Origin of the sequence: Vibrio sp. TRT 2004 (assembly GCF_050113735.1) — a bacterium.
Taxonomy (GTDB): Bacteria; Pseudomonadota; Gammaproteobacteria; order Enterobacterales; family Vibrionaceae; genus Vibrio.
The window spans coordinates 140,083-166,879 of record NZ_JBNJOH010000001.1 but is presented as its reverse complement, the minus strand read 5'-3'; the positions used below and the strand labels follow the sequence as shown (position 1 = coordinate 166,879).

Here is a 26,797-nt window from a genome sequence, read left to right as displayed (position 1 = left end):
AATGGCCCTCACCGAGGGCCATTTTTTTATAGGTAAGTATGAGGGCCAAATACCTCATAGTGGATTCGGTCTCGGTCTACACCAAGAGACTCTAGTTGACGCACTACCGATTCCATAAAACCGATAGGGCCACAAAGATAAAAATCGGCACTGTCTAAAGGTAGTTGATCGGCAATCAGGCTTACGTTGAGCTCCCCTTGAAACTCGGCATTGGCCTCTTCAAGATACCAAGTGAATGACTTCCAGTTGTTATCTTTCACAGCTCGTTCCGTATCCGCCTTGAAAGTATGCTGCTGTGCAGTGTTACACGCATAGAGCACGCTGACATCTTGCTTATTCTGCGCAGCTAATGTCTGCACCATCGACTGAATTGGTGTTGCACCAACACCCGCGGAAATCAGCACCACTGGTTGCTGTTTCTCTTGGTAGAAGAAATCACCTGCTGGTGGGTAAAGGCGAACCACATCCCCTTCATGTACTTCATCATGTAGGTAGTTTGATACCAAACCTTTATGCTCACCCACTTCTCTTTTAACAGAAATACGGTAGTCTACGCCGTTCGGCTTTTGCGACAGTGAATACTGGCGAATCTCGTTGTATTCGCCCTCTGTAGGCTTTAATTCAATACCCACATATTGACCTGGTTGGTAGGTTAGAACATCCCCACCATCCTGCGGTACTAAAACAAAACTAGTCACAAACTGTGATTCCGGCTGCTTAGATTTAACCACGAAGTTGCGTGAGTTAGCCCAACCACCAACGGCCTGCTTGCGTTGCAGATATAGTTCGCCTTCACGATCGATAAAGACCTGAGCCAAAAACAGGTACGCCGCTGTCCATGCTTCTTCAACTTCAGGGGTAAAGGCATCACTGGCCAGTTCACGTAGTGTTTCGATTAAGTGATGGCCAACAATCTGGTAGTGTTCAGCTTGAATGTTAAAACTAGTGTGTTTGTGAGCAATGCGCTCGACAGCAGAAGTCAGTACTTGCAGATTATCAATATTCTTTGCGTACGCCGCCACAGCTTCAAATAGGGCGACGCCCTGACGACCGGTTTTTTGGTGGGTCATATTGAAGATGTCTTTCAGTTCTGGGTTGTGAGTAAACATTCTTTGATAGAAATGTTGGGTCAATGCAGGACCTGCTGATTCGAGTAGTGGAATTGTACTCTTTACGACTTCAATGTGCTGATTGTTGAGCATTCGAGTTTTCTCCTCATTATTTTAATTTTATTCGTAGCAGATATAGCAGGAAGAATGCCAACTTCAAAAATGTATCTAAACACTTGGTTTAGCGCGTTTTAATTACCAATATCATGTCAAATAAACACACCTGTAAAATGTCAATTTGACACATAGATATTGTAATAACTCGACCAATATGGTTAATTCAACATCATGTGATGCTCAACTGTTTCTACCTTTAGCTATTATGCAAGATATCTCTGTTTCTACCCTTATCGACATGACCATTGGTCTCGCTCGCGGTGATAACGACCAAGATCGATTCAATAATCTACTCGACGCTATTCGTAAAGCCATCCAATGCGACTGTGTCGCCCTGCTCTCATTACAAGGAGATACTCTTATCCCGTTGGCGATGCAAGGGTTGACCCGTGACACGCTAGGGCGTCGTTTTAAGATAGACGAACATCCTCGTTTTGCCCTGATTTGTGAGTCGAAAACCGCAGTTAGGTTTGATGCGAATAGCGATCTTCCCGATCCCTTTGATAATTTGCTACTCGACTATGATGGGGATCTGCCCATGCACTCATGTATGGGGCTACCACTTATCTATGCAGACAAGCTCCTCGGTGTGCTTACACTTGATAGCCTAAAGCCAGGGGTCTTCGAGCAGTTTCCTAAACGCAGTCTCGATGCCCTCTCGGCTATCGCGGCTTCAACACTCAAGGTCGCTCTCACCGTTAGCCAACTAGAACAACAAGCGAAACAGACTCAACAAAGATTTGAGGAACTGAACGAAGAAGCATGGGAACGTGATGGTGGAGAAATCATTGGTGACAGTCAGGCAATGCAAGCCCTCAAGGCTGATATTGAGGTGGTGGCCCCTTCCAACTTTAATATTCTGATCCACGGGGAAACGGGGGTCGGTAAAGAGCTGGTTGCACGCAGTTTGCACCACTTGTCACCACGCAGAAAACAACCTCTTGTTTATGTCAACTGCGCTGCGATTCCTGAGAATCTTGTCGAGAGCGAACTCTTCGGTCACGTGAAAGGCGCCTTTACCGGCGCAGATAAATCACGTTTGGGAAAATTTGCGTTAGCGGATGGTGGCACCCTATTTCTCGATGAGATTGGTGAGCTTCCTCTTGCAGCGCAAAGCAAGATCCTTCGAGCTCTGCAAAATAATGAGATTCAGCCCGTAGGACAAGACAACGTCGAGAACATTGATGTGCGTGTGCTCGCCGCGACCAACCGAGATCTAAAAGAAGAAGTCTCTGCAGGCCACTTCCGTTCTGATCTCTATCATCGACTCAGTGTCTACCCAATCACGGTTCCCGCCCTTCGTGAACGCAACGGTGATATCGTACTGCTCGCTGGTTACTTCCTTGAGCAGGCTAGACGCAAACTGGGGATTGTGCAGATTAAGTTGGGCAAAGATGCTCAACTCCTATTGTCTCGCTACAACTGGCCGGGTAATGTTCGCGAATTGGAGCATGTCATTAACCGAGCCGCACTAAAAGCGAGAGCTCGCGGTCAAGGAGGTAAACTGATTACCGTTTCAGTTGAAGACATAGGCCAACTGCAATCGACGCAAGAGAGCAATGCCTTTACTCCGATCAATCAGGCTCATCTGGCACCAGAGTTCGAGCTATCACGTGGTCTAAGAGAGTCAACGGAAGAATATCAGCGTCACATGATTATCACAGCCTTGACTCAAGCTGATTTTAATTGGGCAAAAACCGCACGTCAGTTGAAGACAGATCGTGCCAACTTAACGCGTCTTGCCAAACGGCTAGGTATCGAAGTCACCAAAAAACATCAGGTGAATATTGGCTGAGTTTAAGATTCAACATTGATTACATCTCAGTTACAATACGCAACGAAAAAGTCATCTGCCAATAATATAATGTTCATCAAATAGGATTGTTATGAAGTTTATCCGCTGGTTTTTAGGACGTGTGATCCTGCTGCTCAACTTTGTTTTTTCACCAAAAGGCATAAAGCGTGATGCTGAACAACAGCAAGCGGTCGATCAGAAAGCTCAATCATTGGCTCTCTACCAATTCGAAGCGTGTCCGTTTTGTGTCAAAGTACGTCGAGCGATGAAGCGTCAATCCGTTAAGTTTGAATTACGTGATGCAAAGAATGATCAAACACACCGCGCAGAATTAGAAGCAGGGGGTGGAAAAGTGAAAGTTCCTTGCCTAAGAATTGAAAAAGACGGTGACGTACAATGGATGTATGAATCATCAGATATCGTTGCTTACTTAGAGAAAGAGTTCGCGTAAATAAGGTAGGTTCCATGTCATGCAAACCATTGAACATTCGGCATATCAAAGCCATTGTGTTTGATTTAGATAATACCTTGGTAAGCTCAGACATGGATTTCTTCTGGTTAAGAGAGCAAATTGGTTGTCCTTCAGATACCGACTTGCTCTCTTATGTTGATCAACTTGAATGTGCCAACGCTTACGCCAATGCGCACGCACTCATCCTGCAACATGAGCTTGAAGACGCGCAGCAATCACAGCTAATGCCTGGCAGTCAGTCCCTCATCGAATTCATTCACAGCAATCAACTTTATACCGCTATTATTACTCGAAATTGTGCTCAGGCCGCTCAAATCAAAATCAAGCATAACCAGCTCAATATCTCTCGGCTGATCACTCGCGAACACTTTCCGCCCAAACCGAACCCAGAGTCACTGATCGCTTTAGCCGATGAATGGCAACTTGAACGCCATGAAATTCTCTATGTGGGTGATTATCTCTACGATCTTCAGGCGGCCTACAATGCTGATATGCCTTCGTGTCTTGTCACTCACGGCAAAACATCTCCATTTGGCGCACACGCTTCACTGATCGTAGAGCATCTTGACGAACTCGAGTCTGTCTTGTCTCAATCAAACGAAACAACACGCAATTGAACGATAGCAACAAAGTGAAATAAATCACACTTACCCTTGAATTTTGTCTGGTAAGTAACGATGTATTAAAAACAACAAATCAAACCGAGGTCTATCGCCTCGGTTTATCTATAGATTCGTTATAAAAACCTAACACAATGGCTTGGCTATGACTGCAAAAACTCTTGATTCATCCCCTTCTCTTGGGCAACAGCTATTTAAAATGACGTGGCCAATGCTGTTCGGTGTGCTGTCGATTATGAGCTTTCAGCTAGTAGACAGTGCGTTCATCGGTCAGCTCGGTATTCTGCCACTGGCGGCACAAGGTTTCACACTTCCACTGCAAATGGTCATTATTGGTATTCAAGTTGGTCTAGGTATCGCAACCACTGCCGTTATCGCCAAAGCAATTGGCGCTAGCCAGCCAAAATACGCCAAACAACTTGGTGGATTAGTCATCGTCATCGGTAGTGTTGGTGTCGCCGTGTTTTCAGTGCTGATCTATCTACTCCGAGAGCCCATTTTAGCGTTACTCAGTGCCCCTGAAAGTGTATTACCTATCATTGATAGCTATTGGATCTACTGGTTGGTAAGCTCTTGGACGGGTGCAGTACTCTACTTCTTCTACAGTCTTTGCCGAGCCAACGGAAACACCATGCTCCCAGGCACCATGATGATGGTCACCAGTTTGCTCAACCTGATCCTAGATCCAATTTTCATCTTTACGTTAGATCTCGGTATTGATGGTGCGGCTATCGCAACCATTGTGGCATTTGGTATCGGTCTAGTGGTCGTCGCACCAAAAGTTGCCGCTAAACAGTGGCTGAGCTTCGACTGGAGAGATCTCGATGTTGCTAAAAGTGTTCGCTCAATCGGCCACATCATGGGGCCTGCGATGATCAGTCAACTGCTTCCACCTCTCTCATCGATGCTCGCAACCAAGCTACTTGCAAGCTATGGTACAGCAGCGGTCGCCGCTTGGGCGTTAGGTTCACGCTTTGAGTTCTTTGCCATCGTTTCGGTCTTGGCTCTCACCATGTCTATGCCCCCTATGGTCGGCAAGTTGCTGGGAGCCAACAATCTCGCCGACATTCGCAAACTGGTTGCTATTGCATCTAAGTTTGTTATCAGTTTCCAACTGCTTATCGCTGTCATCACGCTATTCGCATCGCTGTTTTTAGCACAACTAATGACCAGCGACTCCGCAGTAGAGAGCATTCTTAATTACCACCTAATGATCGTTCCCTTTAGTCTTGGTCCTTTAGGGATCTGTATGCTGATGGTATCCATCTCCAACGCACTTGGTCGTTCTTACACCGCGTTGACGATTTCTGCGCTTAGGTTATTTGCCTTTTTCCTACCGTGTTTGTGGCTCGGAGCGCAACTCGGAGGGATCGAAGGGCTTTTCTGGGGAGCCTTTGGTGGCAATATTCTCGCTGGCATCTGTGCATGGATGATGTTCCATAAAGTACTCAATCAGTTAGAGCAACGGGCCGTGACTCCTTGATAAAGGTTTGCATTCTGTAATCAACCTAGATAGTCTAAATAATCACCACTAAGGATCGATTATGAAATTCGTGTTTACTTACCTTTGGCTTCTTCTCCCTAATGCCAGTAGCCGGTAGGTATCACTATGTCTGGCTGCGAGAAACGTAGCCAGAGCTCCACTTTCTCGTAGCCCTAAAATCACTCAGCAAGGATACGAGCAACATGACTGAACAAACGCAAACTACCGTCCCCGACTCTCTATCTCAGAGCGGAATTCTGTTGGCGCTCGCCGGATGTATACTATTTTCTATCAAACCCATCCTGATCAAAATTGCCTACCAATATGGCGGCGATGCGACGTCAATTATGTCGCTCCGTGCATTCAGCTCTCTGCCTCTCTATCTGGTTACGCTGGTGCTCTTATGTCGCAGTGCTGGAAATCGGATAAAAGTAAAACAACACGGAGCCAAAGCCGCGTTAATTGGCGTGATGGGCTACTACCTAGCGAGCTTTCTAGATATCTCGTCACTTGAATTTATTTCTGCGCAATTAGAACGATTGCTTATCTTTCTTTTCCCTACTTTTGTCGTTCTAATTAGCTGGTGTCTATATGGGCAGAAGCCACATCGTAATGTTGTTCTTTCTGCTGTAACTGGCTACGCAGGGATCAGTGTTATTGTTGTCCATGATTTCAGTACGGTGGGTCATTCCGTCGTACTGGGGAGCGCGCTTGCGATTAGTTCGGCACTGGTATTCGCCTTCTACCTAGTATGGAGTAAGCCTCTTATTACTCAGCTAGGAAGCTCTCTCTTTACCAGTATCGGTATGGGTTGCGCAGGGCTTGCCATTATTCTCCATCTGCTGTTGAGTGGTAGCGAAGTGACCCAATGGTCTCAAGAGCTCATCACGACAGGTATTATTCTCGGTATATTCTGTACCGTGCTACCGTCTTATTTGATTGCCGCGGCCATGGCACGTTTAACGCCAACAAGCTTAAGCCTGACCAGCAACATTGGCCCTGCGGTTACCGCAGGCCTCGCGGTTGTCGTTCTCGATGAACTCTTTACCCCTTGGCATGCGATTGGTCTGGTGCTGGTGGTCTTTTCCGTCTATACGCTAAACAAGAAATCGTAACGACATCAAAACGGGCTGAAACATCGATGAACTTGCACCATCATACGCATTCCGCAGATGATCTTACGCTTAGAAAGTCGTATGATTCAGCCTATCAATTTTTCAGATAGTTATATCATGACCACCCACAACCACCACCCTATTCAAGGGGCAAGCTGGATGCTAACAGCAGGCCTAGCGTTTGCTATCGTCAACAGCTTAGCTCAGATTGCCAGTATTAATTTTGGTCTCTCTTCTACCACCGTTGCGTTGATTCAATACGCCATCGCTTTGGTCGTTATTCTCCCTTATCTTAAAACGCTAGGCATTCGTCAGTCGCTGCGAACCCAGAATCTTGGGATGCATATCTTCCGTGTGTTTTTGTCGGTGATTGGTATCCAGCTATGGCTGTGGGCATTAGCCTATCCTGTCCCTATTTGGCAAGGCATCGCACTGTTGATGACCTCACCTCTTTTTGCAACCGTTGGTTCAGGCTTATTTTTGAAAGAAAAGGTTGGCGTTGCTCGATGGGGAGCGACGTTAACTGGCTTTGTTGGTGCCATGATCATTCTGGAGCCTTGGGCCGATGATTTCAGTTGGGCAACACTGCTGCCTGTTGGTGCCGCCTTCTTCTGGGCGTGCTATTCACTAATGGTGAAAAAGCTCTCTTCTGACGACTCACCTTCTACTATGGTGGTCTACTTACTAGTCCTGATTACTCCATTCAACATTTTGCTCGCGCTTCCAGACTGGCAAACGCCCGTTGGTGGCACGATCTGGCTGGTTTTAATCGCCGCAGGTGCAATGACTGCTCTTGCTCAATGGGCTATTGTTAAAGCGTATTCGGTTGCCGATGCCTCGTTTGTTCAGCCGTTTGATCATGCTAAGTTGCCGCTCAACGTCTTGGCGGGATGGCTAGTGTTCAGTTGGGTGCCACCGGGCCGACTTTGGCTTGGTGCAACCATTATCATTGCATCGGTCGCGTTTATTACTCGTTGGGAAACCAAAAAATCAGCTCGCTGAAAGAAATGTCGAACTTGGCCGTTCTTATCAGTCATAGGCATTAATGAGAGACACCTTTATGACAGAACCAATCAAATTGACACTCTATCGCTGGGCGGGTAGCTGGGGGCCATTTAAGGTCAACATCCCCTGTGGTGAATGCACCTTAACGAAAGATATTCTTACCGACACGTTTGAGAATGAGTTGGCAGGTGTACCAGTAACACTTGAGATTAAAGATTGGTTATCGCACTGGTGGGAACCGCTCAAAGTTGGGGCATGGCACGCACCCATTTTAATGGTGGAAGGTAAGGTGGTCAGCCAAGGCGAAGCTCTGAATCGAGGTGTTTTGATTCAATCCGTGATTCAGGAATGGACTAAGCGCGATACCCTTAAAGGCAATATCGTTTATGGCAAGGCGACCTGTCCTTACTGTGTGAAAGCTAAGAAAATGCTTGAGGATGCAGGCATCGATTACCACTATTTCGACGTGGTAAAAGACAGCGCAGCACTCTACCGAATGATCCCCGAAGTCAAAGCGATTATCGGCGAAAAAACGCCGGTTACCGTACCTCAAATCTGGCTTGACGGCAACTACATCGGTGGCTCAGACAACTTAGGAGCGTGGTTAGAAGAAAAAGGGCTCCATACTGTACCTGACAACGTCATCGCCTTATAATATTCGTTATCTACAACAAAGCCCTACCTAGTAAGGTAGGGCTTTGTGTTAGTCAGTGAGAAGAAAACTCTCGCTTCCCTCACCCACTGTAAAATCCATTTCACGCCAGCGATTATTTGGCCATCTTTTTCATCATGCGTTTGATGAATGACGTTTTCTTCGCTTTAGGCTTGCCATAAAGTGCATCGTGCATGGCTTGCTTTGCGATCATCTGACCTAGATATGCGTTGCCTAATTCGTGATTCATGAGTCTCTCCTCAGTAATAAGGAGCGTAATTTTAATCACAAATAAAATAAAAACAAGATCTAGATCACATTAAAGTCTTAGTTAAGAACGCTTTGGCTGTTGGTATGTTTTACCCGCCATTAGGTACGTGTCTTTACGTTTCACATCAAACATAATGTCAAAGAACCACGCCACAAAACGGATAACATCATCACCTTCATCCATCACGTGCTCAACAAACTCTTGTTCTTCACCCTGCTCGTTGGTTTGCACTGTTACATGGTAAATTCGCTTAGCACCTTCCACCTCAGCTAGAGCAAACTGACCTGTCAATGATTCCGCAGCTTCTGCGACTTCACTATCGTCACAAGCTTTTAGCATTTCTAATGCTTGCGGTAGCGTCTCTTTTTCGCACAGTGCTTTTACCAATACTTCAAATTCTTTGTGTTCCATGATCATCTTCTCTGGATAGGAGTTTGCCGGCATTGTATACCCAAGTATCTATCAAGCAAACTCTTGCTGAACTAAAGGCACTTTTCTCGACGCGATCAACACCGCTCCCATTGCCACCGCAGAGAGTAAATAGAACACCCCCATAGAGGTTTGGCTCTGTACCCAGTGCTCCACCAGAAAACCACCAAACAATCCCGCCATGCACATCTGGATCGAACCAGATAACGCAGACACAGCCCCTGCTTGACGTTTGTGCGGCGCTAATAACATGCTAATCGACAGCGGAAATGAAATCCCTTGTGCAATTGTCAGCAAGGTAAACGCTCCAATGAGGTTAAACAGTGTCGCTTGCGAAATTAACAACCAGATACCAGCGATTGTCATCACCGATATTGCGAGTGTTAGCAATTGCCCCGTAGATAGGTATCTATTAAGAATATTTAAGCCAATACTACCCATCATCAGTCCAGCAGATGGCAATATCATTACTGAGCCATACTCACCAGCGGTTAAGCCAAGTTGATGCTGCAAAATAAATGGCATCACCGATAAGGAGACTAAGCTGGCAAGATAACTGATCCAGTTGTAACTCGCGCTCGTCAGCACTTGTCTATTGGTAATCAAACGCGCATAGTTTGCCGCTACAGAAACAAAGTTAAATCTCGTTTTGCCATAGGTCATGGTTTCCGGTAGCACAAAATAACCAAGCGTGAAGATAGCGATAAGGTACAGTAGAACAAAGACAAACACAGATTCCCAACCTAGGTAGAATGCGATCCAACCACCCAAGACTGGCGCAACAATAGGCATAATAGAAGCGGTAATGGAAATATAGGACAACGCTTTGGTAAGCTGTGCACCTTCGTAGCTATCTCTTAATACACTCCGACCTAACACAGATGCACTTCCGGCACCTAAACCTTGCAACAACCTTCCCAATATGAGCAAATGGAGATGATGAGAGAAAGTCAGACATATCGCAGTACCAACCAGATATACGCCTTGACCCATGATAAAAACAGGTCGTCGCCCAATGGCATCCGACAGTGGTCCGTAAAACAGTTGAGAAGACCCAAAACCGAGTAGGAAAAGTGTCACTAAGAGTTGAACATCGGCTTGGGTGGCATTAAGCGACTGGCTAATTGAAGGAAGAGCGGGCAGGTAAATACTCACCCCAACTTGGCCGGTAGCGATAATCATCATTGCAAGCAAGATTGGTGTTTTTTTCATGGCATTTCCTGAATTGGGTGGGTTCAAATCAGTTTAAATTGGCCACTATCAAATGATAATATAGCGAATTGGAAAGTGATTGGTTCCAAGGTGGAAATAATTAGAGAGAATTATGGATTGGATTCAAAGCGTTCAGAGTTATATTCGTGTCGTTGATGAAGGTAGTTTTAATGGCGCTGCAAGAAAGCTCAACACCACCAGTTCTGCGATTAGTAAACGCATCCACTGGCTCGAAGAACGAATCGGTGTTCAGCTTCTGAAACGAACCACTCGCTCAGTCACACAAACCGAAGCCGGAGCTCTGTTTTATGAACGAGCTAAAGTGCAACTTGATGGCTGGCAGTCGATTGTTGACGAAACCCGCTCAGTCTCGCAAACACCAGCAGGTTTGCTAAGGATCGGAGCAACGCTAGCTGTCGGATCCAAGTTTCTCGTTCAATATCTGGATGACTTCTTACAGATGTATCCCGATATTCGCATTCAATTGACCACGACGACCCCAGGTCAGTTGCCCGAACTAAGCTTGGATCTGTTTATCAGCCGTGAGATAGAGCAACTCAACTCACTGAGTTTTAAAGCCACCGCACTCTTTGAGCATAGAGCGGGATTTTATGCAGCTCCTGACTACATTAAGAAACATGGTGAACCCAAATTAGCTCAAGATCTCACTCATCACAATATGCTCATTTGGGGTGAACGCCCACATAGAGAGATCACCTTGGCCAATGGCAAGAAGCTGCAACTCAAAGGTAATTTTGCGACCACTAACCCTGAAGCGCTATATTACGCGGCCAAAAACAGCATGGGTGTACTACTTAGTAATGATGTGATGATTAAAGAAGAACTACGACTGGGAACGCTAAAGCGGATTCTTCCAGACATCACTGCTGATGAGGCAACTGTCTATGCTTACTATCCGAAACTGGACTATCAGCACACAAGAACTAAGCTGTTTCTCGATTATTTGAAAGAAAGATTATCTAAAGGTCAATAAGTTAGCTCCAAACGCACGTCATTTGGATTATTCATTTGCAATAGTATGCATCTCATACCATATTTAGTTTGTAACCCCGATCAATAAATAAGTGACAAAGTTCACAATAAGAGTGAGTTACTACGTTATGGTTAGGACAATATATCAACATGCTCCGCTGAGCGTTGAGACTCTCAATGCCACGTTACGTTTAGATGGGATAGATCTGCTCAACAAAACCACGTCTGAGCTGAGTCGTATCTCATCATCATTGTGTACATGTGTGATCGAGCTAGACCCATTTACCTCAAAGCCCACTTTGCTCGCTTCTTCAAGTGATCAGCGGTTACTACGTGAGAACTACACCTCACCTCTGACACGAGCGACCTGTACCTTAATCACCAAAACCGAGCAGGATTCCATCGTATGTGCAAGCAACGCCCATGAAGCAAATCCTCAAGAGCAGTACATTATTGAACACGGCATAGAGGCTTACATTGCCGTACCGCTCAAGACACATAACGGTGAAGTGCTGGGTGTTTTGCTGTCCACCTACACAACCGCGCTAGATAGCAACCAGTGTGATGAACTCATTTATTACCATAAGCTGTTTGGCAACCTTATCGCTCATAGCTTGAGGTCGAAATGGCTGTCAGCTCGTTCAGATACACTGGTCGAGCAACTGAGCTACGAAGTGTCCCATGACAATCTTACTGGGCTTCTCAACCGCAGCTTTCTGTCGGATAAACTAGAACGACTAAATGAACTGCAAAATGAACCTTTTACTCTAGCCTATATTGATATTGATAATTTCAAATCAATCAATGACTTGTATGGTAACTATATTGGTGATCAGATAATTAAATTTGTTGCCAATACCATCAAAGAAACCATCAAAGACAAGCAACTCGCATTTCGTATTTCCGGTGATGAATTTGCTTTTATCACGCTGTCCGGTGATCCTTTCGAACTGTGTTACGCTCTGATTAAAAATTTAGAGAAAGGCTACAAAGATCCAGCGCACAACATCAAGTTCAGTGTCAGTATCGGTCTGGCAAGAAACAACGGGCACAACATTAGCTCAGATCAGATAATCCTTAATGCAAGCTTGGCTCTGAAAGACTGTAAACAATCTCGTCATACCCATATTCAATGCTACGATACTCATTTGAGCGCTCAATATTATCGCCGCGCTTTAGTGATCGACGCCCTTCGTCAAGAACTGGAGATAAAATGCCTCAACCAGAGCGAGATCTATGTTGTTGCTCAACCGATAGTCGATTTGCGCAGTAGCCAGTGGGACTACTTTGAAATTCTGGCTCGTTGGCAAAGTAAAACACTCGGTCCAATATATCCGATCGAATTTATTGAAGCAGCCGAACAGTCAGGATTAATTGTGGAACTTGGTGAGCGAATAGTCGAACTGGCATGCCAAGCAAAACAAAAGCTGGAACAGGGATTAGGCCATAACGTCAAGTTGGGGATTAACTGTTCAGCGCATGAGCTCAACAACTCGACTCGTTATCTTCAGCACATACTTACAACCATTCGTAAGTATGACTTTGCGCCACAAGATTTTACGATTGAGCTAACTGAAACCGTGCTGCTCTCACAGACGGAAGAAGTGAAAGAGATCCTCAATAAGCTGCGTGTACTCGGGTTTAAGGTCGCGTTAGATGATTTCGGCACTGGCTATTCGAGCCTTAACTATATTCACAGTTATCCTATCGACTGCATCAAAATTGACGCGACCTTCATCAAGAACATGCTAACTAACGAGACTGCGGAACGGGTTGTGTGGTTGATCGTTCAGCTTGCTAACCAGCTTGGCGTATCGCTCGTGGCTGAAGGGGTAGAAGATCAAGAAGCGTTGGACAAGTTGACGGCGATGGGGTGTCCGCTCATTCAAGGATACTATTTTTCGCGTCCTGAAACACCAGAGGTACTGGTTAGCAAAAACTTTGAACGTAGCGAACAGCAGCAAGTGTCAAACGGCTAGTAATGTTGGCGGTGAAGTGTTGTCGGTGTTAGAAGGGTAACTCGACTTGCATAACGACATCGCCATCGTATTTTTCATGCCAGCGATAATCGAGCCTCATTCTTGGTTTACCTGAATTCATGTCACCAAATCCCAAGCTCAGTAACAATCCGTGACTTTTTAGCCACTCTTCGGCACTCATAGACTCTAACTGTTGCTCGAGTTCACTGGGTACCCATACTCCGATACCGACATAGTTAGAGGCCAAACTGCGGCTCAAGATCGGGTTAACCTCTTCACTCATACTCCAATCCGCCCAATATTCACTGTAATCTTGGTTATCACTGGTGGTTAGATCATTGAATGAATCAAGCGATTTTGTCGTATATTCAATACCTTGGATTAAGGAAACACAAAGCCCCTGTGTTTTGCCAAACATGACTGATTGAGTCGAGGAGTAGATCTCGCATCCAGCCAATGCAGATGACGAAAATAACGTCAACGCTATAAGTCCGAGCTTTGACATTCACACCTCTTATATATCGCACACCAGCCCGTTTAATAATACTCCATTTCGGCTAATCTGCGACACACTTTTTCAGTCGTCAGGTTAGAAATATCCCGTTTTTCACTCAGAGCCTGACGAATATCTGTACTTCTTACTTGGACGGTTTCTGGGCAACTCAGTAACGACCAACGAGTTACTATCTCTTGCGCATTATAGAATTTGGCGAAGTTGAACAGGTTATCAGGCCCCATAACAAAGGTCAGTTGACTGTCCGGATACTGAGCTTGTAGCGCTTCAAGTACAGCGAAGGTCGTAACGCTGGCATCCGGTTTATATAATGTTTCTTCGATTGTCGAACACTCAACGTTAGAGACCGACAAATCCTCTATAAATAAACCCACCAGCTCACATCTGACTGAATAATCCAGCATCTGTTTTCCCCAAGCATGAGCAATACTTGGCAACAGCAAAACCTTGTCAAAGTGGCCTAATGACTCAATAACACTTTTGTGCCCTAAACTAGGCGGATTAAAAGCACTTCCAAATACTGCAATTTTGCTCATTTTGTTCTTCACTCTGTGGCGAAAACTGTGATCACAGTTTTCTAATTCTTTGATTGAGGTATGATATAGCAAGGTGACTTTAACACGTCCACTTCAGTTGAGATAAGTCTTGCTGAGATAGACCTGTTAAGGCTATCAGGATTACCACAAAATTTTAAACTACATTGCTTGCAGGAAGGAAACATAATGGAACAGTTGATTCGCGATGAAATGCGCGTTCTGCCGTCAATCGACCCTCACTTTGAAATCAACCGCCGCGTCGACTTTATCAAAAAAAAGCTCCAAGAAGCGGGTTGTAAATCCCTCGTTCTTGGCATTAGTGGTGGCGTAGACTCCACGACTTGCGGTCGTCTAGCTCAGATCGCTGTTGACCAGCTTAACGAAGAATCCAACGGTGGCTATCAGTTTATCGCCGTTCGCTTACCTTACGGCGAGCAAAAAGATGAAGACGAAGCTCAGTTAGCTCTCCAGTTTATCCAACCGACACATTCTGTTTCGGTCAATATCAAATCAGGTGTTGACGGATTACACGCTGCAAGCCACACCGCACTTGAAGGCACTGGGCTTCTACCGCAAGACAAAGCAAAAATTGACTTTGTCAAAGGGAATGTCAAGGCTCGCGCTCGCATGGTGGCACAATACGAAATCGCAGGTTACGTCGGTGGCTTGGTGATCGGCACGGATCACTCAGCAGAAAACATCACCGGTTTCTACACTAAGTTTGGCGATGGCGCGTGCGATATGGCTCCGCTATTCGGCCTAAGCAAGCGTCAAGTTCGAGAAGTCGCTGAGACACTGGGTGCCCCTGAACTTCTAGTGAAAAAAGTTCCAACGGCAGACTTGGAAGAACTTGCGCCTCAAAAAGCTGACGAAGATGCTTTAAACCTAACTTACGATCAAATCGATGATTTCCTCGAAGGAAAGCCTGTCTCTCCAGAGGTGACTGAGCGTCTAATTCATATCTACACGGTAACTCAGCATAAGCGCCAACCAATCCCGACTATCTACGATTAAACATCACTTAAGCCCTTATCCGTTGGTAAGGGCTTTTGTTATTCATGCCCGCAAACAAAATTAGCAAGCAACATTTGTTGCTATCAACGCTAGCCTAAGCCGTCACACTCTAACCAAATATTGACCTAGGCCACTAGCAGGAAAGCACGCTTTTCACTACACTAAGGCGGTTAACCTACGGCGCTGAACCCAAGGCGGCTCTCTCGCCCCTCACTTTACTTGTTTTTTGTATCATCGACGCTAATTAGTGTATAAAAGTATGGAACAGGATAAATTTACCAATATTTATCGATTGCCCACAGCAGTGCAGATCCGCATTGGAAAATGGCAACAAACCTTTAATGGCACGTCAGATATTGTCATGCACCAAGCAATCGAAGTGCGGAACAAGCAGTACCGTAAACCTGATTTTTTCCCAACGGGCTGGAGCGTTCAATTATTCGACAATAATGATATTTCAGTGACGCATCACGGGAAATATATTCAAACGGCGATGCGTACCATGCTGGATAGAAAGGTGTCCTACAAACGAGTTTATCTGTCTCGTGTTCCTTTAGAGCAGGCAGAACCTGGTATCATCGCGTTCAAGCAAGAGTGGATTTCAAAACACAACCGCGTCGCACGAAAGTACAATCAAATAAAGAAAAAGCAATTTCTTCGCTTTGCAATGGAAGAGGTAGAAACGCTTTATCCCTCAATCCCTAAAGGTGAGTTTGATGTCCAGCTATGGAATAAGCTGGTCGTTTCTGAAATTGGCCCTGCGAAGAAGTTTGATAACCCCTATTTTGTCAAGAAAGCAAAAGTATAAGCGGTAAGGGCATCATTCAGGTGCCCTTTTTACTATTTCTCGTAGCTAGTATTTATCAACAATATCTTGATATTGACTACGTCCAGCCGCGTCCTTCTCCTTGAGCATGTCGAGCCCTTTTTGCAATTTTTCGACGATCGCGTCGTCTGTGTCTCGGTTAATTGCGAAATAGACTTCACCTTCACTCACGACATAAACAGGTTCAAACAGATCTGGGTCAACTTTGGCTTGCCTTGTCCACCAATACGCCGCTCGCTCAGCATAGACAAACAGATCGATTCGCTTTTTCATCAACTGTTCCGCCAACACAGTGACGTAGGAGGCTTCTTGCATTGAGTTGCGAGGAATACCAAGTGAAAGCAGGCTCTGTTCTCCGATATCATCACGAATGACACCAATTCGGTAATTGGCCATATCCATCGGCGAATTAATCTTTATATTTGAATCTTTGCGCGCTAGCACCACAACTTTGATATCAAGAATTGGCCCAACCCACTTAAAAAGATTCTCTCGATGTTCAGAGCGCGTGGTTGAGAAAAGGATTGAGTCTTTGTTCGTTAAAACCGTCCGATAAGAGCGCGCCCAAGGTTGTAACGTCACCTGACTAAGTTCTATCGGCTCTCCAACCAGTTCACTTGCGGCCAAAAGAATGTCGATCGAATAACCCGTTACCTGGCCGTCTTTTATGAAATTTGCTGGCGGGTAGGATTCGGTATAGAAAGATATTTCACGTAGATCGTCTTCAGCGAAACTCACACTAAAGAACACAAGATACGCGAAAATAACGCACACCAGTCGTCGCATTGTGAATGCTCCCTATCTTGCCCTTACTAACCTTAAAGTTAGCTTACAGCAGAGCAGTTCTAAAGGGAGAAGGTAAATTATATTAGCCCATTTCGGCTCCCCCCCCTTTTGACGCTAGTACACATCTTGCCAAAACGACGAATCTCATCGAACTGAGGTGTCACTCCGCGCCTGAGCGCAGATTCCCAATAAGTCAGCTCAGAATCAACCAGTTCCAATAGCTTCTTGGAGCAACCAATACCTACAAAGTGTCAGTAAAACAAAAAAACCTACCAACTCCGAAAGTTGATAGGTTTTTAGGTTACGACTAAGACGTAAACTTATAGCACTTTATGCAGCTTATGAGTCCGCTCTGCTTGCTCCGCCATGGTTAGGAACGAATCAATCCAATGGAGAATCAGTGCCGAATCTTGTGGTTGTTCCAGTTGACGCAAAGCTTCATCAGCCTTTTTAGTACCAATGATTTCGCGACGCTTTTCAACCAGCTTGCCAGTGAACTCATTACTAAACTCAGGGTGCCCTTGCACAGTAAAAATGTGGTTGTCTTTCACCAGCATAAAATTAGGACAAAAATCATTACCTGCGATGACCTTAACACCTTTAGGAACTATCACCACTTGGTCCTGATGACTGACCAGCATACGCACGCTATCCATGGATAGGTTCATCCACTTCTTCTGCGCGTTTACATTGACAGGGTAACTACCCAGTCCCCAGCCTTTTTCAGACTTCATCACGGTGCCACCGAGTGCTCTAGCAATAACCTGATGACCAAAACAGATACCGACCAATGGTCGACGAACAGCCTCACATCGTTGAATCCACTCCATGAGACCAAGGATCCAAGCATCATCATCATAAGCATTGTGAACACTACCTGTAATGATAAAACCGTGGCATTCGTCAAGGCACGGCAGCACCCCCTGAGTTGCATCAAAATCAACAAACTCAAACTGATTGTTCACTTCATGGAGAGAAGCGGCAATCATATCGAAGTACTGACCGTAGAGGTCTGACAACGGTGGGGCTACGTGCCCACAAGTAATGATTCCTATCTTCATTGTTCACCTATTTCATGGTTGGCATAACAAATTCACTATCCCTTTGACCTCTAGGCCAACGTGCTGTCACAGTCTTCATACGTGTGTAGAAACGTACGCCATCATTGCCGTGAACGTTGAGTGGTCCAAAGATTGAACGCTTCCAGCCACCAAAACTATGGAACGCCATTGGCACTGGAATTGGAACATTTACACCTACCATGCCAATTTCAATCTGTTCTGTAAAGTTTCTCGCCGTATCGCCATCACGAGTAAAGATCGCTGTCCCGTTTCCAAACTCATGTTGGTTAATCATATTAACGGCATGCTGGTAATCATCGGCTCGCACTACTGAAAGAACGGGACCAAAGATCTCTTCTTTATAGATGGTCATGTCTTCCGTCACGTTGTCAAATAGCGTACCACCGACGAAGTAACCAGGAGAACCGGCATCAAAGTTACGCCCATCAACAACCAGTGTCGCGCCTTGATCTACACCTGACTGAATGTAGTCAACCACTTTATTTTTGTGTGGCTCACTGACCAAAGGACCCATTTCATTTTCAGGTGTTACACCAATACCTGGGCCAACGCGTAGCGCCTCAACCTTCTGTTTAAGTTTTTCGACTAAGCGATCTGCAACCTCATCACCCACCGCTACGGCAACCGAAATTGCCATACAACGTTCACCTGCCGCACCATATGCCGCGCCCATAATCGCGTTTACAGCCTGATCTAAATCAGCATCTGGCATCACAACTAAGTGGTTTTTCGCGCCACCTAGCGCCTGAACGCGTTTACCATTTGCACTACCTTTTGCATAAATCGCTTCAGCAATCGGCGTTGAACCGACAAAACTCACCGCTGCAACATCAGGTGATTCAAGGAGCGCATCAACGACTTCTTTGTCGCCTTGGACAACATTAAATACACCGTCTGGTAGACCTGCCTGTTTGAGAAGATCCGCCAACACCATTGCTGCACTCGGATCTTTTTCTGACGGTTTTAAGATAAAGCTGTTACCGCAAGCCAACGCGACCGGAATCATCCAAAGCGGAACCATAACTGGGAAATTAAAAGGGGTGATACCAACACAAACACCCACTGGCTGCATCATTGAATAACTGTCAATTTCACGACCAACATTAAGTGAGTGTTCACCTTTCAACAGGTGCGGAATACCACATGAGAACTCAACAACTTCGAGACCTCGAGTCAGTTCACCCAGTGCATCGCTGTGCACTTTTCCATGTTCTTGCGTGATCAAGGTCGCCAAGCTATCTGCGTTGTCTTCTAATAGCTGCTTAAACTTAAACATCACTCGCGCACGCTGGAGTGGCGGTGTCGCTTGCCATTCAACCTGTGCCTTTTTCGCTATTTGAACCACCTCTTCAGCTTCTTGGGCTGTAGATAGCTGCACTTGACCACGTCGCTCTCCCGTCGCCGGATTAAAAAGATCCGCGCTACGAGTGCTTTTACTTTCAACTACCGATCCATTTATAAAGTTTGAAACTAAAATCGACATAATTATTCCTTGTATTCAATCGTGCTCAGCACATCACTTAAGATATTAAACAGTTCATCAATATGGTGTTTCTCGATAATCAGTGGTGGCGACAGGGCAATGATATCCCCTGTGACACGAATCAACGCCCCCTTCTCGTAACACGCTTGGAAAACTTGGAACGCTCGCGAACCCGGCTTTCCGGCAATGCTCGATAACTCAATACCAGCAACCAATCCATAGTTTCTCAGGTCAATAACATGCGGTAGCCCTTTTAGGCTATGCACTGCATCTTCCCAGTATTGGGAAAGTTCTGAAGCGCGAGTATATAAACTCTCTTGACGATAGATATTCAGCGTCGCTAATCCCGCTGCGGCAGCCACTGGATGACCTGAATAGGTGTAACCGTGGAACAACTCTATCGCCTGACTCTCTGGGCTTACCATCGCATCGTAGATTTCATCACGAACAAATACTGCGCCCATAGGAATTGCACCATTGGTTAACCCCTTAGCACTGGTGATGATATCTGGAATCACATCGAATTCTTGTGCAGCAAATGGACTACCAAGGCGACCAAAGCCAGTAATTACCTCATCAAAAATGAGTAAGATACCGTGCTGGGTACAGATCTCTCTTAGCTTTTTCAAATAGCCTTTTGGCGGCAAGATAACCCCAGTGGAGCCTGCGATTGGTTCTACGATCACAGCGGCGATATTGCTCGCATCGTGAAGCGTGACAATATTTTGCAAGCTTTCTGCCCAACCCGGATCATATTCTGGCAGGCCACGGCTAAACCCACTGTGTTCAATACTGAGTGTATGAGGAAGATGGTCTACGCCAGTCAGAAGGCTACCGAAGGTTTTGCGGTTATTGACGATTCCCCCCACGGAAATACCACCAAATCCTACCCCGTGATAGCCTCGTTCACGCCCAATCAGTCGCGTTCGCGTCCCTTGACCAATTGTACGTTGGTATGCCAAAGCAATTTTCAATGCGGTATCGACGGATTCCGAGCCTGAGTTAGTAAAAAAGACTTTGCTCAGCCCTGCTGGCGCTATCTCCGCAAGCTCTTCAGCAAACTGAAATGGCAACGGGTGGCCCATCTGGAATGTCGGTGCAAAATCTAGGTTGTGGATTTGCTGACTCACGGCCTCGCTGATCTCTCTGCGTCCATGTCCTGCATTACAACACCATAGCCCTGCTGTACCGTCGAGCACTTTGCGGTTGTCGTCTGTGCGGTAGTACATCCCCTCAGCTGACACCATCATCCGTGGTGATTGTTTAAACTGCGAGTTGGCGGTAAACGGCATCCAAAATGCGTCTAAGTTGTGTGTTTTTGCGAGATCCTGCATGTGCATTTCCTCAATCAATGACTAAGAGTTTGTTGTCTGTGATATCGATCAAGGCGTTTTTTTTAATAAACGCCTAACCATAATGTTAAAACTATGTTATAAAATACTTAACAAAAACGACTATAGCTTGGAAATTTACGCCATGCAATGTTTAAATTTTAAACGTTACGGGTTAAATATGATGAAATAAACATCAAAGCGTGTTTAATTTAATAATCACAGATGTTTTGGGAGGATTCATATCATGGATACAGAAATCGGCACTCGATTTAAAGCTTTACGCGAGAAAGCCGGATTATCTCAACGAGAGTTGGCAAAGCGTGCTGGAGTAACAAATGGCTTCATCTCTCAAATAGAGAGTAACGCGGTCAGCCCATCCGTCGCCTCTTTGAGCAAGTTACTGAGTAAGATACCAACCTCTATGGCGGAGTTTTTCGCTATAGACGATCCACAACCTGAACAGTTTTACACTCGCAAAGAAGAACAACCAGAAATTGGCCAAGGAGAAATTAGTTATCGACAAGTCGGACATTTCCACGGTGATCGTCATATCGGTATGCTGAGAGAAACTCTCAAACCGAATGCTGACACCGGTGAGGAAATGCTCACTCATGAAGGACAAGAGTGTGGTGTCGTTGTTCAAGGCCAACTTGAGCTGACCGTCGATCTCAATACCGTTACCCTCCATGTAGGGGATGGATACTACTTTGATAGCACCCGTCCTCACCGTTTTAGAAACACGGCTGAAGAAGACTGCGTCATCATTAGCGCGAATTCACCAGCAAGCTTTTAAGGATAAGGCAATAATATGGATACTATGTACTGGCAGAACAAGGCAGAGACGATCAAGTTTTCGACTCAGGCGTTTATCAATGGACAGCTACAAGACGCAAAAAGTGGTGAAACATTTGAGATCATCAACTCTGCAACCGGCCGTGTTCTCGCCTCTGTGGCACGATGTGATCAACAGGATGTCGACCTCGCCGTCGCAGTTGCACGCCAAACTTTCGAAAGTCGTGTATGGGCAGGGCTTGCACCAGCGGAAAGAAAGGCCATCCTTTTAAACTATGCTAACGAAATCGACGCTCACCAACAGCAGTTTGCTCTTTTAGAGTCACTGGACATGGGGAAACCAATTGGTGATGCTATCGGTTACGATGCGCCTGCGACAGCTCGCTGTATTGCATGGAATGCAGAAGCCATTGATAAAATTTATGACGAAGTTGCCCCTGTAACAGAAGGCGCGCTCGCTCTCGTGACCAGAGAAGCACTTGGTGTCGTCGCTGCTATTGTTCCTTGGAACTTCCCGACTGTGATGGCCGCATGGAAAATCGGTCCCGCTCTAGCAACGGGCAACTCCGTCATCATTAAGCCTTCAGAGAAATCGCCACTGACGGCGATCTTACTCGCTGAGCTTGCCAAGAAAGCAGGCATCCCTGATGGCGTGTTACAAGTCTTACCAGGCTTTGGACATGAAGCAGGCCAAGCGCTTGCACTGCACAACGATGTCGACTGCATCACCTTTACGGGTTCGACCGCTGTTGGTAAGAAGTTACTTGCATTTGCAGGTCAATCAAACCTTAAACGCGCCTTTATGGAGTGTGGTGGTAAGAGTCCTCATATTGTCAACCACGATGTTAAGAACCTTGCTAAGGCTGCGGCGACTGCCGTTTCTGCCATTTGTTACAACCAAGGGGAAGTATGTACTGCTGGGTCCCGTTTATTGGTTCATTCTTCCATCAAGGATCAATTCATCGAACTGCTGCTCGAAAACGTCAAGAATTGGCAACCAGGCGATCCCCTATCAGAAACGACCCGTGTGGGCGCAATTGTCGATGAATCTCAGTTCAAACGTGTTCTAGAGTATGTCGACATCGGTCAACAAGAGGGGGCGAAATTGATCAGTGGTGGTCAGCCAGTGCGTCAGGAAACGGGGGGCTACTTTATCCAACCAGCGATTTTTACAGAAGTCACTCGTGATATGCGTATTTTCCAAGAAGAAATTTTTGGCCCCGTTTTGTGTGTCTCGACGTTCGACACGATAGAAGAAGCCATTGAGCTCGCCAACGACAGCGATTATGGCCTAGCCGCAGGTATCTGGACTGCCGATATTTCAACCGCTGTACGCTGCTCAAGAGCGCTTCGCGCGGGTACCGTATTCGTCAACAACTGGGATGGCGGTGATATGACAATGCCATTTGGCGGCTATAAACAGAGCGGTAACGGCCGTGACAAATCACTTCATGCACTCGATAAATACACCGAAATGAAGTCGACATGGATAGAGTTGGATTAACGCGAACCGTCTCTAGAATGACAAAGCCTGTGATACCTTTTTCAAGGGTATCACAGGACAATCATGAGGTTCGGTTGAGTAGAAATATAGAAATGGCTTTAGAAAGTGGGTGGCGTAGCCGCACTAATCAGTTCACATTCAACTTTGCCTCGGTTTCTAAAACGATGAGGCTTCTTGGTTTCAAAGTAGTAAGAGTCGCCTGCTTTAAGCAGTTGCGTCTTACTTCCGACAGTTATTTCAATTTCACCACTAATGATTATCCCGCCCTCTTCACCGTCATGCTGCAAGAAGTCCGGTCCAGTATCCGTACCCGGTGGATAAAACTCGCGCAAAATCGCCAGTTTTCGCCCCTCACGCTTGGCCCCAACCAGTAACATCTTAATTGTGCCGTCACCAAGGTCCGCCATTTGCCCGAGTGTAAAAAAGATTTCATCTTTTGCCTCGATTTCTATGGTGAAAAACTCTCCCATTGAGATTGGAATAGCATCGAGAATTTTCTTTAGTGACCCCACAGATGGGTTAACGAGATTTTGCTCAATCTGGGAGATCATTGAGTTGGTGACACCGCTGCGCTTCGCTAACTCTCTTTGAGAAAGCCCGCGCATCGTTCTTATTGTTTTTAGTTGTTTCCCAACATCCATGGCCTATCCTCTGAAAAAGTAATTGCAACACTAATGACACAAATTGACTATCAACGCGCAAAATTAAGCCAACAATTATAAAGAAAGGTGATGTCATAGCAAGCTATACCACACCACCTTGAACAGCACTATTGAGCAGCAAGTTTCATCTCAAGTTGCCGACGTTTTTCTGCTTTCGCCATCACCCACCAAGCGACAAAGGTCGCACACGCTACCGCCAATATGATGAGGGTCGCTAGAGCATTGATTTTCGGGCTGACCCCTAAACGAACGCTAGAGAACACCACCATAGGTAAGGTTGTAGCACTTGGCCCCGAAACAAAACTCGCAATAACTAAATCATCCAATGACAATGTGAATGCCAGTAACCATCCAGCGAGAATTGCTGGTGCGATAGTGGGTAAGGTGATTTGGAAGAAGACTTTCCAAGGCGGCGCCCCAAGATCCATCGCCGCCTCCTCAATCGAGCGATCCACTTCTTGTAGACGAGAGCTGACTACAACGGTGACATAAGCCGTACAAAAAGTCACATGCGCTATCCATATCGTCAACATGCCTCGCTGTGAGAAGATGTCGAACACTTGCCCTAGCGCTATAAAGAGCAATAGCAAGGATAAGCCGGTAATCACCTCTGGCATAACCAGTGGAGCGGTGATCATGAAAGCAAAACCGGTTTCACCTCTGAACTTACCAAATCGGTTTAAGACAAAAGCAGCGATAGTACCAAGCACAACAGCTGCACTGGCTGACAAGAAACCGATCATCAGGCTCAGTTTGACCCCTCCCATCAATAGGTCATCTTCGAGAAGCTCAAAGTACCATTTGATTGAGAAACCTGACCAAACCGTTACCAATCTGTTTTCGTTAAACGAGTAAATAATGAGGATTAGAATCGGTAGGTATAGAAACGTAAGACCTGCCGCGAGTATCGCCCACTTCCATTTGGTTTTATATACAGGAATCGCATCCATTAGTTTGCCTCCAACTCACGTTTCTGATAACGGTGGAACCACAGTATCGGAATCATTAACAGTAACAACATGACAATAGCCACTGCTGACGCCACGGGCCAATCTCGGTTATTGAAAAACTCTTGCCACAAAACTTTACCAATCAATATCGAATCCGGCCCACCAAGGAGCTCAGGGATAACGAACTCACCCACAGCCGGAATAAACACTAACATCGAGCCAGCAATGATCCCCGCACGAGTGAGTGGGACAAGAATGCTAAATAGGGTCGTGTATGGCTTCGCACCTAAATCGCTAGACGCTTCGATCAACGAATAGTCGACGCGCATTAAAGCGGTATAGATAGGCAAAACCATGAAAGGTAGGTAGGTGTAGACAATCCCTATGTAAACGGCAGCATCGGTGTGAAGTATTTTTAATGGCTCATCAATGGCTCCTAACGACAGCAGGACATTGTTAAGCAATCCATTATTTTTGAGGATGCCTATCCACGCATAAACTCGAATCAAGAAACTGGTCCATGACGGTAGAATGATTAGCATCAGTAAGATGTTTCGAGTCGCAGGTGTTGAGTGAACAATCGCCCAAGCGATCGGGAAACCAATCAACAAACATAAAGCGGTCGACACTAGTGCGATGCGAATCGATTCTAGATATGACGAGATATAGAGATCGTCTTCAACAAGATACTGGTAGTTACCAATATTGAGCAGCAACTGTATTTTCTGTTCCGCATAACTCCACAGCTCACTGTATGGCGGGATAGCAATTTGTGCTTCGGCGAAACTGATTTTGAACACAATAAGAAAAGGTAGCAGGAAAAACAGTAACAACCACCCATAGGGAATCGACAGCAATAGACACTTTGGCGTCGGAACCACACGCCAGAAGTTCAATTTGGCATGAGTTTTCATATCTTAAGTACCACGCTACTTTCTAATTCCCAGCATAGGTTGACCCTTTGCTCCCAAGTCGGCATTTCTTTGCGATGACGGCTAGTGTTTTGCAAAGTGGCGGTCACCAATTTACCGCTTTCTAAGCGTACATGGTAAATCGACTGATTGCCCATATAAGCGATATCTTCAACAACACCAGAACAGGAGTTCTCCGCGTTGGATGGTTTGTCGCACAGCATCATCTTCTCGGGGCGTATGGCGATATAAACAGGAATCCCTGGAGCACCAGATACACCGTGTGCAATTCGGATTGGAGAAGGGAGATCCGGTGTAGCAATCGTTGCGCTATCGTTGTTGTTGGTCTCCAAAACACCTTCAAATACGTTAACTGAACCAATGAATCTAGCGGTGTATCTTGAGTTCGGGTGTTCATAAATGGCTTCGGGAGAGCCGATTTGAGCAAACTGACCTTTGTTCATGATGGCAATGCGACTCGCCATCGTCATGGCTTCTTCTTGGTCATGAGTCACCATGACACATGTCACGCCGACGCTCTCAAGAATATCCACAACCTCAAGCTGCATTTTTTCTCTGAGGTTTTTGTCCAATGCACCCATTGGTTCATCAAGAAGTAGTAACTTAGGTTTCTTCGCTAGGCTTCTCGCCAAGGCCACCCTTTGTTTCTGTCCACCAGATAGCTGATGTGGCTTACGATTGGCATAGTCTGTCATCCTCACCAACTCAAGCATATGTTTTACTGTCGCGTCGATCTCTTTGCTTGGCATGCCATCTTGCTTTAGCCCGTAAGCTATATTTTTGGCTACCGTCATATGGGGAAATAGAGCGTATGATTGAAACATCATGTTGACTGGACGACGGTACGGCGGGACATTCGCTAAGTCTTCACCATCGAGTATAATTTGCCCTTCCGTAGGCTGTTCGAAACCCGCTAGCATTCTAAGTAGTGTTGATTTACCGCAACCCGAGGCACCTAATAAGGCAAACAACTCACCTTGGTTGATGGTCAGGTCGACATTATCTACCGCAACATGGCCATCAAAGTTCTTGGTCAAACCTCGTATTTCTAACAAGGGTTTAGGCGGTTTAGATTTTGTATGGCTATGCACTAGCTCGGTTTCAATAGACATCACACTCATATCTTTCTC

Annotated in this window: 27 protein-coding genes; 13 read left to right on the top strand and 14 right to left on the bottom strand. The window is 45.8% G+C overall.

All coding sequences use genetic code 11. From position 1 onward, the window contains the following. Positions 1 to 26: 26 nt before the first annotated feature. Complete coding sequence (hmpA, locus tag ACQEXR_RS00770; RefSeq protein ID WP_427019581.1) at positions 27 to 1,202, bottom strand: NO-inducible flavohemoprotein; 1,176 nt, start codon at positions 1,200 to 1,202, stop codon at positions 27 to 29. A gap of 229 nt (positions 1,203 to 1,431) precedes the next feature. Between hmpA and norR the strand changes: the two genes are divergently transcribed. From norR to ACQEXR_RS00735, 7 genes are all read left to right on the top strand, one after another. After that, positions 1,432 to 3,021 (top strand): nitric oxide reductase transcriptional regulator NorR, encoded by a 1,590-nt coding sequence (gene norR, locus ACQEXR_RS00765; RefSeq protein WP_427019604.1) that lies wholly within the window; start codon positions 1,432 to 1,434, stop codon positions 3,019 to 3,021. A 91-nt stretch (positions 3,022 to 3,112) separates the two neighbouring features. After that, positions 3,113 to 3,472, top strand: a complete 360-nt coding sequence (locus tag ACQEXR_RS00760) for a glutaredoxin family protein (RefSeq protein WP_138970534.1) — start codon at positions 3,113 to 3,115, stop codon at positions 3,470 to 3,472. A gap of 14 nt (positions 3,473 to 3,486) precedes the next feature. Continuing rightward, a complete protein-coding gene (locus ACQEXR_RS00755; protein ID WP_138970535.1) occupies positions 3,487 to 4,110 on the top strand; it encodes an HAD family hydrolase in 624 nt (207 codons plus the stop codon). Positions 4,111 to 4,258: 148 nt separating this feature from the next. Continuing rightward, a complete protein-coding gene (locus ACQEXR_RS00750; RefSeq protein WP_426950913.1) occupies positions 4,259 to 5,596 on the top strand; it encodes an MATE family efflux transporter in 1,338 nt (445 codons plus the stop codon). A gap of 203 nt (positions 5,597 to 5,799) precedes the next feature. Further along, positions 5,800 to 6,711, top strand: a complete 912-nt coding sequence (locus ACQEXR_RS00745; protein WP_138970537.1) for a DMT family transporter — start codon at positions 5,800 to 5,802, stop codon at positions 6,709 to 6,711. A 117-nt stretch (positions 6,712 to 6,828) separates the two neighbouring features. Beyond that, positions 6,829 to 7,713: a DMT family transporter gene (locus ACQEXR_RS00740; RefSeq protein ID WP_426950930.1), complete on the top strand. Its 885-nt coding sequence runs from the start codon at positions 6,829 to 6,831 to the stop codon at positions 7,711 to 7,713. Between the two features lie 58 nt (positions 7,714 to 7,771). After that, positions 7,772 to 8,371 (top strand): glutaredoxin domain-containing protein, encoded by a 600-nt coding sequence (locus ACQEXR_RS00735; RefSeq protein ID WP_426950912.1) that lies wholly within the window; start codon positions 7,772 to 7,774, stop codon positions 8,369 to 8,371. Between the two features lie 112 nt (positions 8,372 to 8,483). Here the strand turns inward: ACQEXR_RS00735 and ACQEXR_RS00730 are convergent, their stop codons facing one another. From ACQEXR_RS00730 to ACQEXR_RS00720, 3 genes are all read right to left on the bottom strand, one after another. Next, positions 8,484 to 8,618, bottom strand: a complete 135-nt coding sequence (locus ACQEXR_RS00730; protein WP_269375060.1) for a hypothetical protein — start codon at positions 8,616 to 8,618, stop codon at positions 8,484 to 8,486. An 81-nt stretch (positions 8,619 to 8,699) separates the two neighbouring features. After that, positions 8,700 to 9,050 (bottom strand): hypothetical protein, encoded by a 351-nt coding sequence (locus ACQEXR_RS00725; RefSeq protein WP_269375061.1) that lies wholly within the window; start codon positions 9,048 to 9,050, stop codon positions 8,700 to 8,702. Positions 9,051 to 9,101: 51 nt separating this feature from the next. Further along, positions 9,102 to 10,280 carry a multidrug effflux MFS transporter gene (locus tag ACQEXR_RS00720; RefSeq protein WP_426950910.1) on the bottom strand — a complete coding sequence of 393 codons (1,179 nt, stop codon included), beginning with the start codon at positions 10,278 to 10,280 and terminating at the stop codon, positions 9,102 to 9,104. 112 nt (positions 10,281 to 10,392) lie between these two features. Here ACQEXR_RS00720 and ACQEXR_RS00715 point away from each other — a divergent pair, with 112 nt between their 5' ends. Continuing rightward, positions 10,393 to 11,274 (top strand): LysR family transcriptional regulator, encoded by an 882-nt coding sequence (locus ACQEXR_RS00715; protein WP_426950909.1) that lies wholly within the window; start codon positions 10,393 to 10,395, stop codon positions 11,272 to 11,274. 127 nt (positions 11,275 to 11,401) lie between these two features. Beyond that, positions 11,402 to 13,252, top strand: coding sequence for a bifunctional diguanylate cyclase/phosphodiesterase (locus ACQEXR_RS00710; protein ID WP_426950906.1), 1,851 nt, complete (start codon positions 11,402 to 11,404; stop codon positions 13,250 to 13,252). Positions 13,253 to 13,280: 28 nt separating this feature from the next. Here ACQEXR_RS00710 and ACQEXR_RS00705 read toward each other — a convergent pair whose 3' ends face one another. Next, positions 13,281 to 13,757: a hypothetical protein gene (locus ACQEXR_RS00705; protein WP_426950905.1), complete on the bottom strand. Its 477-nt coding sequence runs from the start codon at positions 13,755 to 13,757 to the stop codon at positions 13,281 to 13,283. A 32-nt stretch (positions 13,758 to 13,789) separates the two neighbouring features. Then, entirely contained in the window at positions 13,790 to 14,302 is a 513-nt protein-coding gene (locus tag ACQEXR_RS00700; RefSeq protein ID WP_331417425.1) for a nicotinate-nicotinamide nucleotide adenylyltransferase, read from the bottom strand. Positions 14,303 to 14,488: 186 nt separating this feature from the next. Here ACQEXR_RS00700 and nadE point away from each other — a divergent pair, with 186 nt between their 5' ends. Next, complete coding sequence (nadE, locus tag ACQEXR_RS00695; RefSeq protein ID WP_138970544.1) at positions 14,489 to 15,316, top strand: ammonia-dependent NAD(+) synthetase; 828 nt, start codon at positions 14,489 to 14,491, stop codon at positions 15,314 to 15,316. Positions 15,317 to 15,575: 259 nt separating this feature from the next. Then, positions 15,576 to 16,124 (top strand): hypothetical protein, encoded by a 549-nt coding sequence (locus ACQEXR_RS00690; RefSeq protein WP_331417423.1) that lies wholly within the window; start codon positions 15,576 to 15,578, stop codon positions 16,122 to 16,124. 45 nt (positions 16,125 to 16,169) lie between these two features. Here the strand turns inward: ACQEXR_RS00690 and ACQEXR_RS00685 are convergent, their stop codons facing one another. The 4 genes from ACQEXR_RS00685 to ACQEXR_RS00670 all read right to left on the bottom strand — a co-directional run bounded on the left by ACQEXR_RS00685 (position 16,170) and on the right by ACQEXR_RS00670 (position 20,827). Then, complete coding sequence (locus tag ACQEXR_RS00685) at positions 16,170 to 16,928, bottom strand: substrate-binding periplasmic protein (RefSeq protein ID WP_331417422.1); 759 nt, start codon at positions 16,926 to 16,928, stop codon at positions 16,170 to 16,172. A 320-nt stretch (positions 16,929 to 17,248) separates the two neighbouring features. Then, on the bottom strand, positions 17,249 to 17,989 hold the full coding sequence (locus tag ACQEXR_RS00680) for a type 1 glutamine amidotransferase (protein WP_426950903.1): 741 nt from the start codon (positions 17,987 to 17,989) through the stop codon (positions 17,249 to 17,251). Between the two features lie 7 nt (positions 17,990 to 17,996). Further along, on the bottom strand, positions 17,997 to 19,493 hold the full coding sequence (locus ACQEXR_RS00675; RefSeq protein ID WP_138970548.1) for a CoA-acylating methylmalonate-semialdehyde dehydrogenase: 1,497 nt from the start codon (positions 19,491 to 19,493) through the stop codon (positions 17,997 to 17,999). Between the two features lie 2 nt (positions 19,494 to 19,495). Beyond that, positions 19,496 to 20,827, bottom strand: coding sequence for an aspartate aminotransferase family protein (locus tag ACQEXR_RS00670; RefSeq protein WP_138970549.1), 1,332 nt, complete (start codon positions 20,825 to 20,827; stop codon positions 19,496 to 19,498). Positions 20,828 to 21,071: 244 nt separating this feature from the next. On the opposite strand from ACQEXR_RS00670, the gene ACQEXR_RS00665 reads away from it, so the two are divergent. Together ACQEXR_RS00665 and ACQEXR_RS00660 are read left to right on the top strand one after the other, a co-directional pair. Beyond that, the gene (locus ACQEXR_RS00665) at positions 21,072 to 21,620 is read left to right on the top strand and encodes a cupin domain-containing protein (protein ID WP_426950901.1); all 549 of its coding nucleotides are present in this window, start codon (positions 21,072 to 21,074) and stop codon (positions 21,618 to 21,620) included. A 15-nt stretch (positions 21,621 to 21,635) separates the two neighbouring features. Continuing rightward, positions 21,636 to 23,123: an aldehyde dehydrogenase gene (locus ACQEXR_RS00660; protein WP_427019580.1), complete on the top strand. Its 1,488-nt coding sequence runs from the start codon at positions 21,636 to 21,638 to the stop codon at positions 23,121 to 23,123. 98 nt (positions 23,124 to 23,221) lie between these two features. Here ACQEXR_RS00660 and ACQEXR_RS00655 read toward each other — a convergent pair whose 3' ends face one another. From ACQEXR_RS00655 to potG, 4 genes are all read right to left on the bottom strand, one after another. Next, positions 23,222 to 23,764: a cupin domain-containing protein gene (locus ACQEXR_RS00655; protein ID WP_269375074.1), complete on the bottom strand. Its 543-nt coding sequence runs from the start codon at positions 23,762 to 23,764 to the stop codon at positions 23,222 to 23,224. A gap of 128 nt (positions 23,765 to 23,892) precedes the next feature. After that, on the bottom strand, positions 23,893 to 24,735 hold the full coding sequence (locus tag ACQEXR_RS00650; protein ID WP_138970553.1) for an ABC transporter permease subunit: 843 nt from the start codon (positions 24,733 to 24,735) through the stop codon (positions 23,893 to 23,895). After that, positions 24,735 to 25,649, bottom strand: coding sequence for a putrescine ABC transporter permease PotH (gene potH, locus ACQEXR_RS00645; protein ID WP_426950897.1), 915 nt, complete (start codon positions 25,647 to 25,649; stop codon positions 24,735 to 24,737). The genes ACQEXR_RS00650 and potH overlap by 1 nt, the downstream gene beginning before the upstream one ends. Beyond that, positions 25,646 to 26,788: a putrescine ABC transporter ATP-binding subunit PotG gene (gene potG / locus ACQEXR_RS00640; protein ID WP_426950895.1), complete on the bottom strand. Its 1,143-nt coding sequence runs from the start codon at positions 26,786 to 26,788 to the stop codon at positions 25,646 to 25,648. Before potG ends, potH begins: the two co-directional genes overlap by 4 nt. Positions 26,789 to 26,797 lie beyond the last annotated feature (9 nt).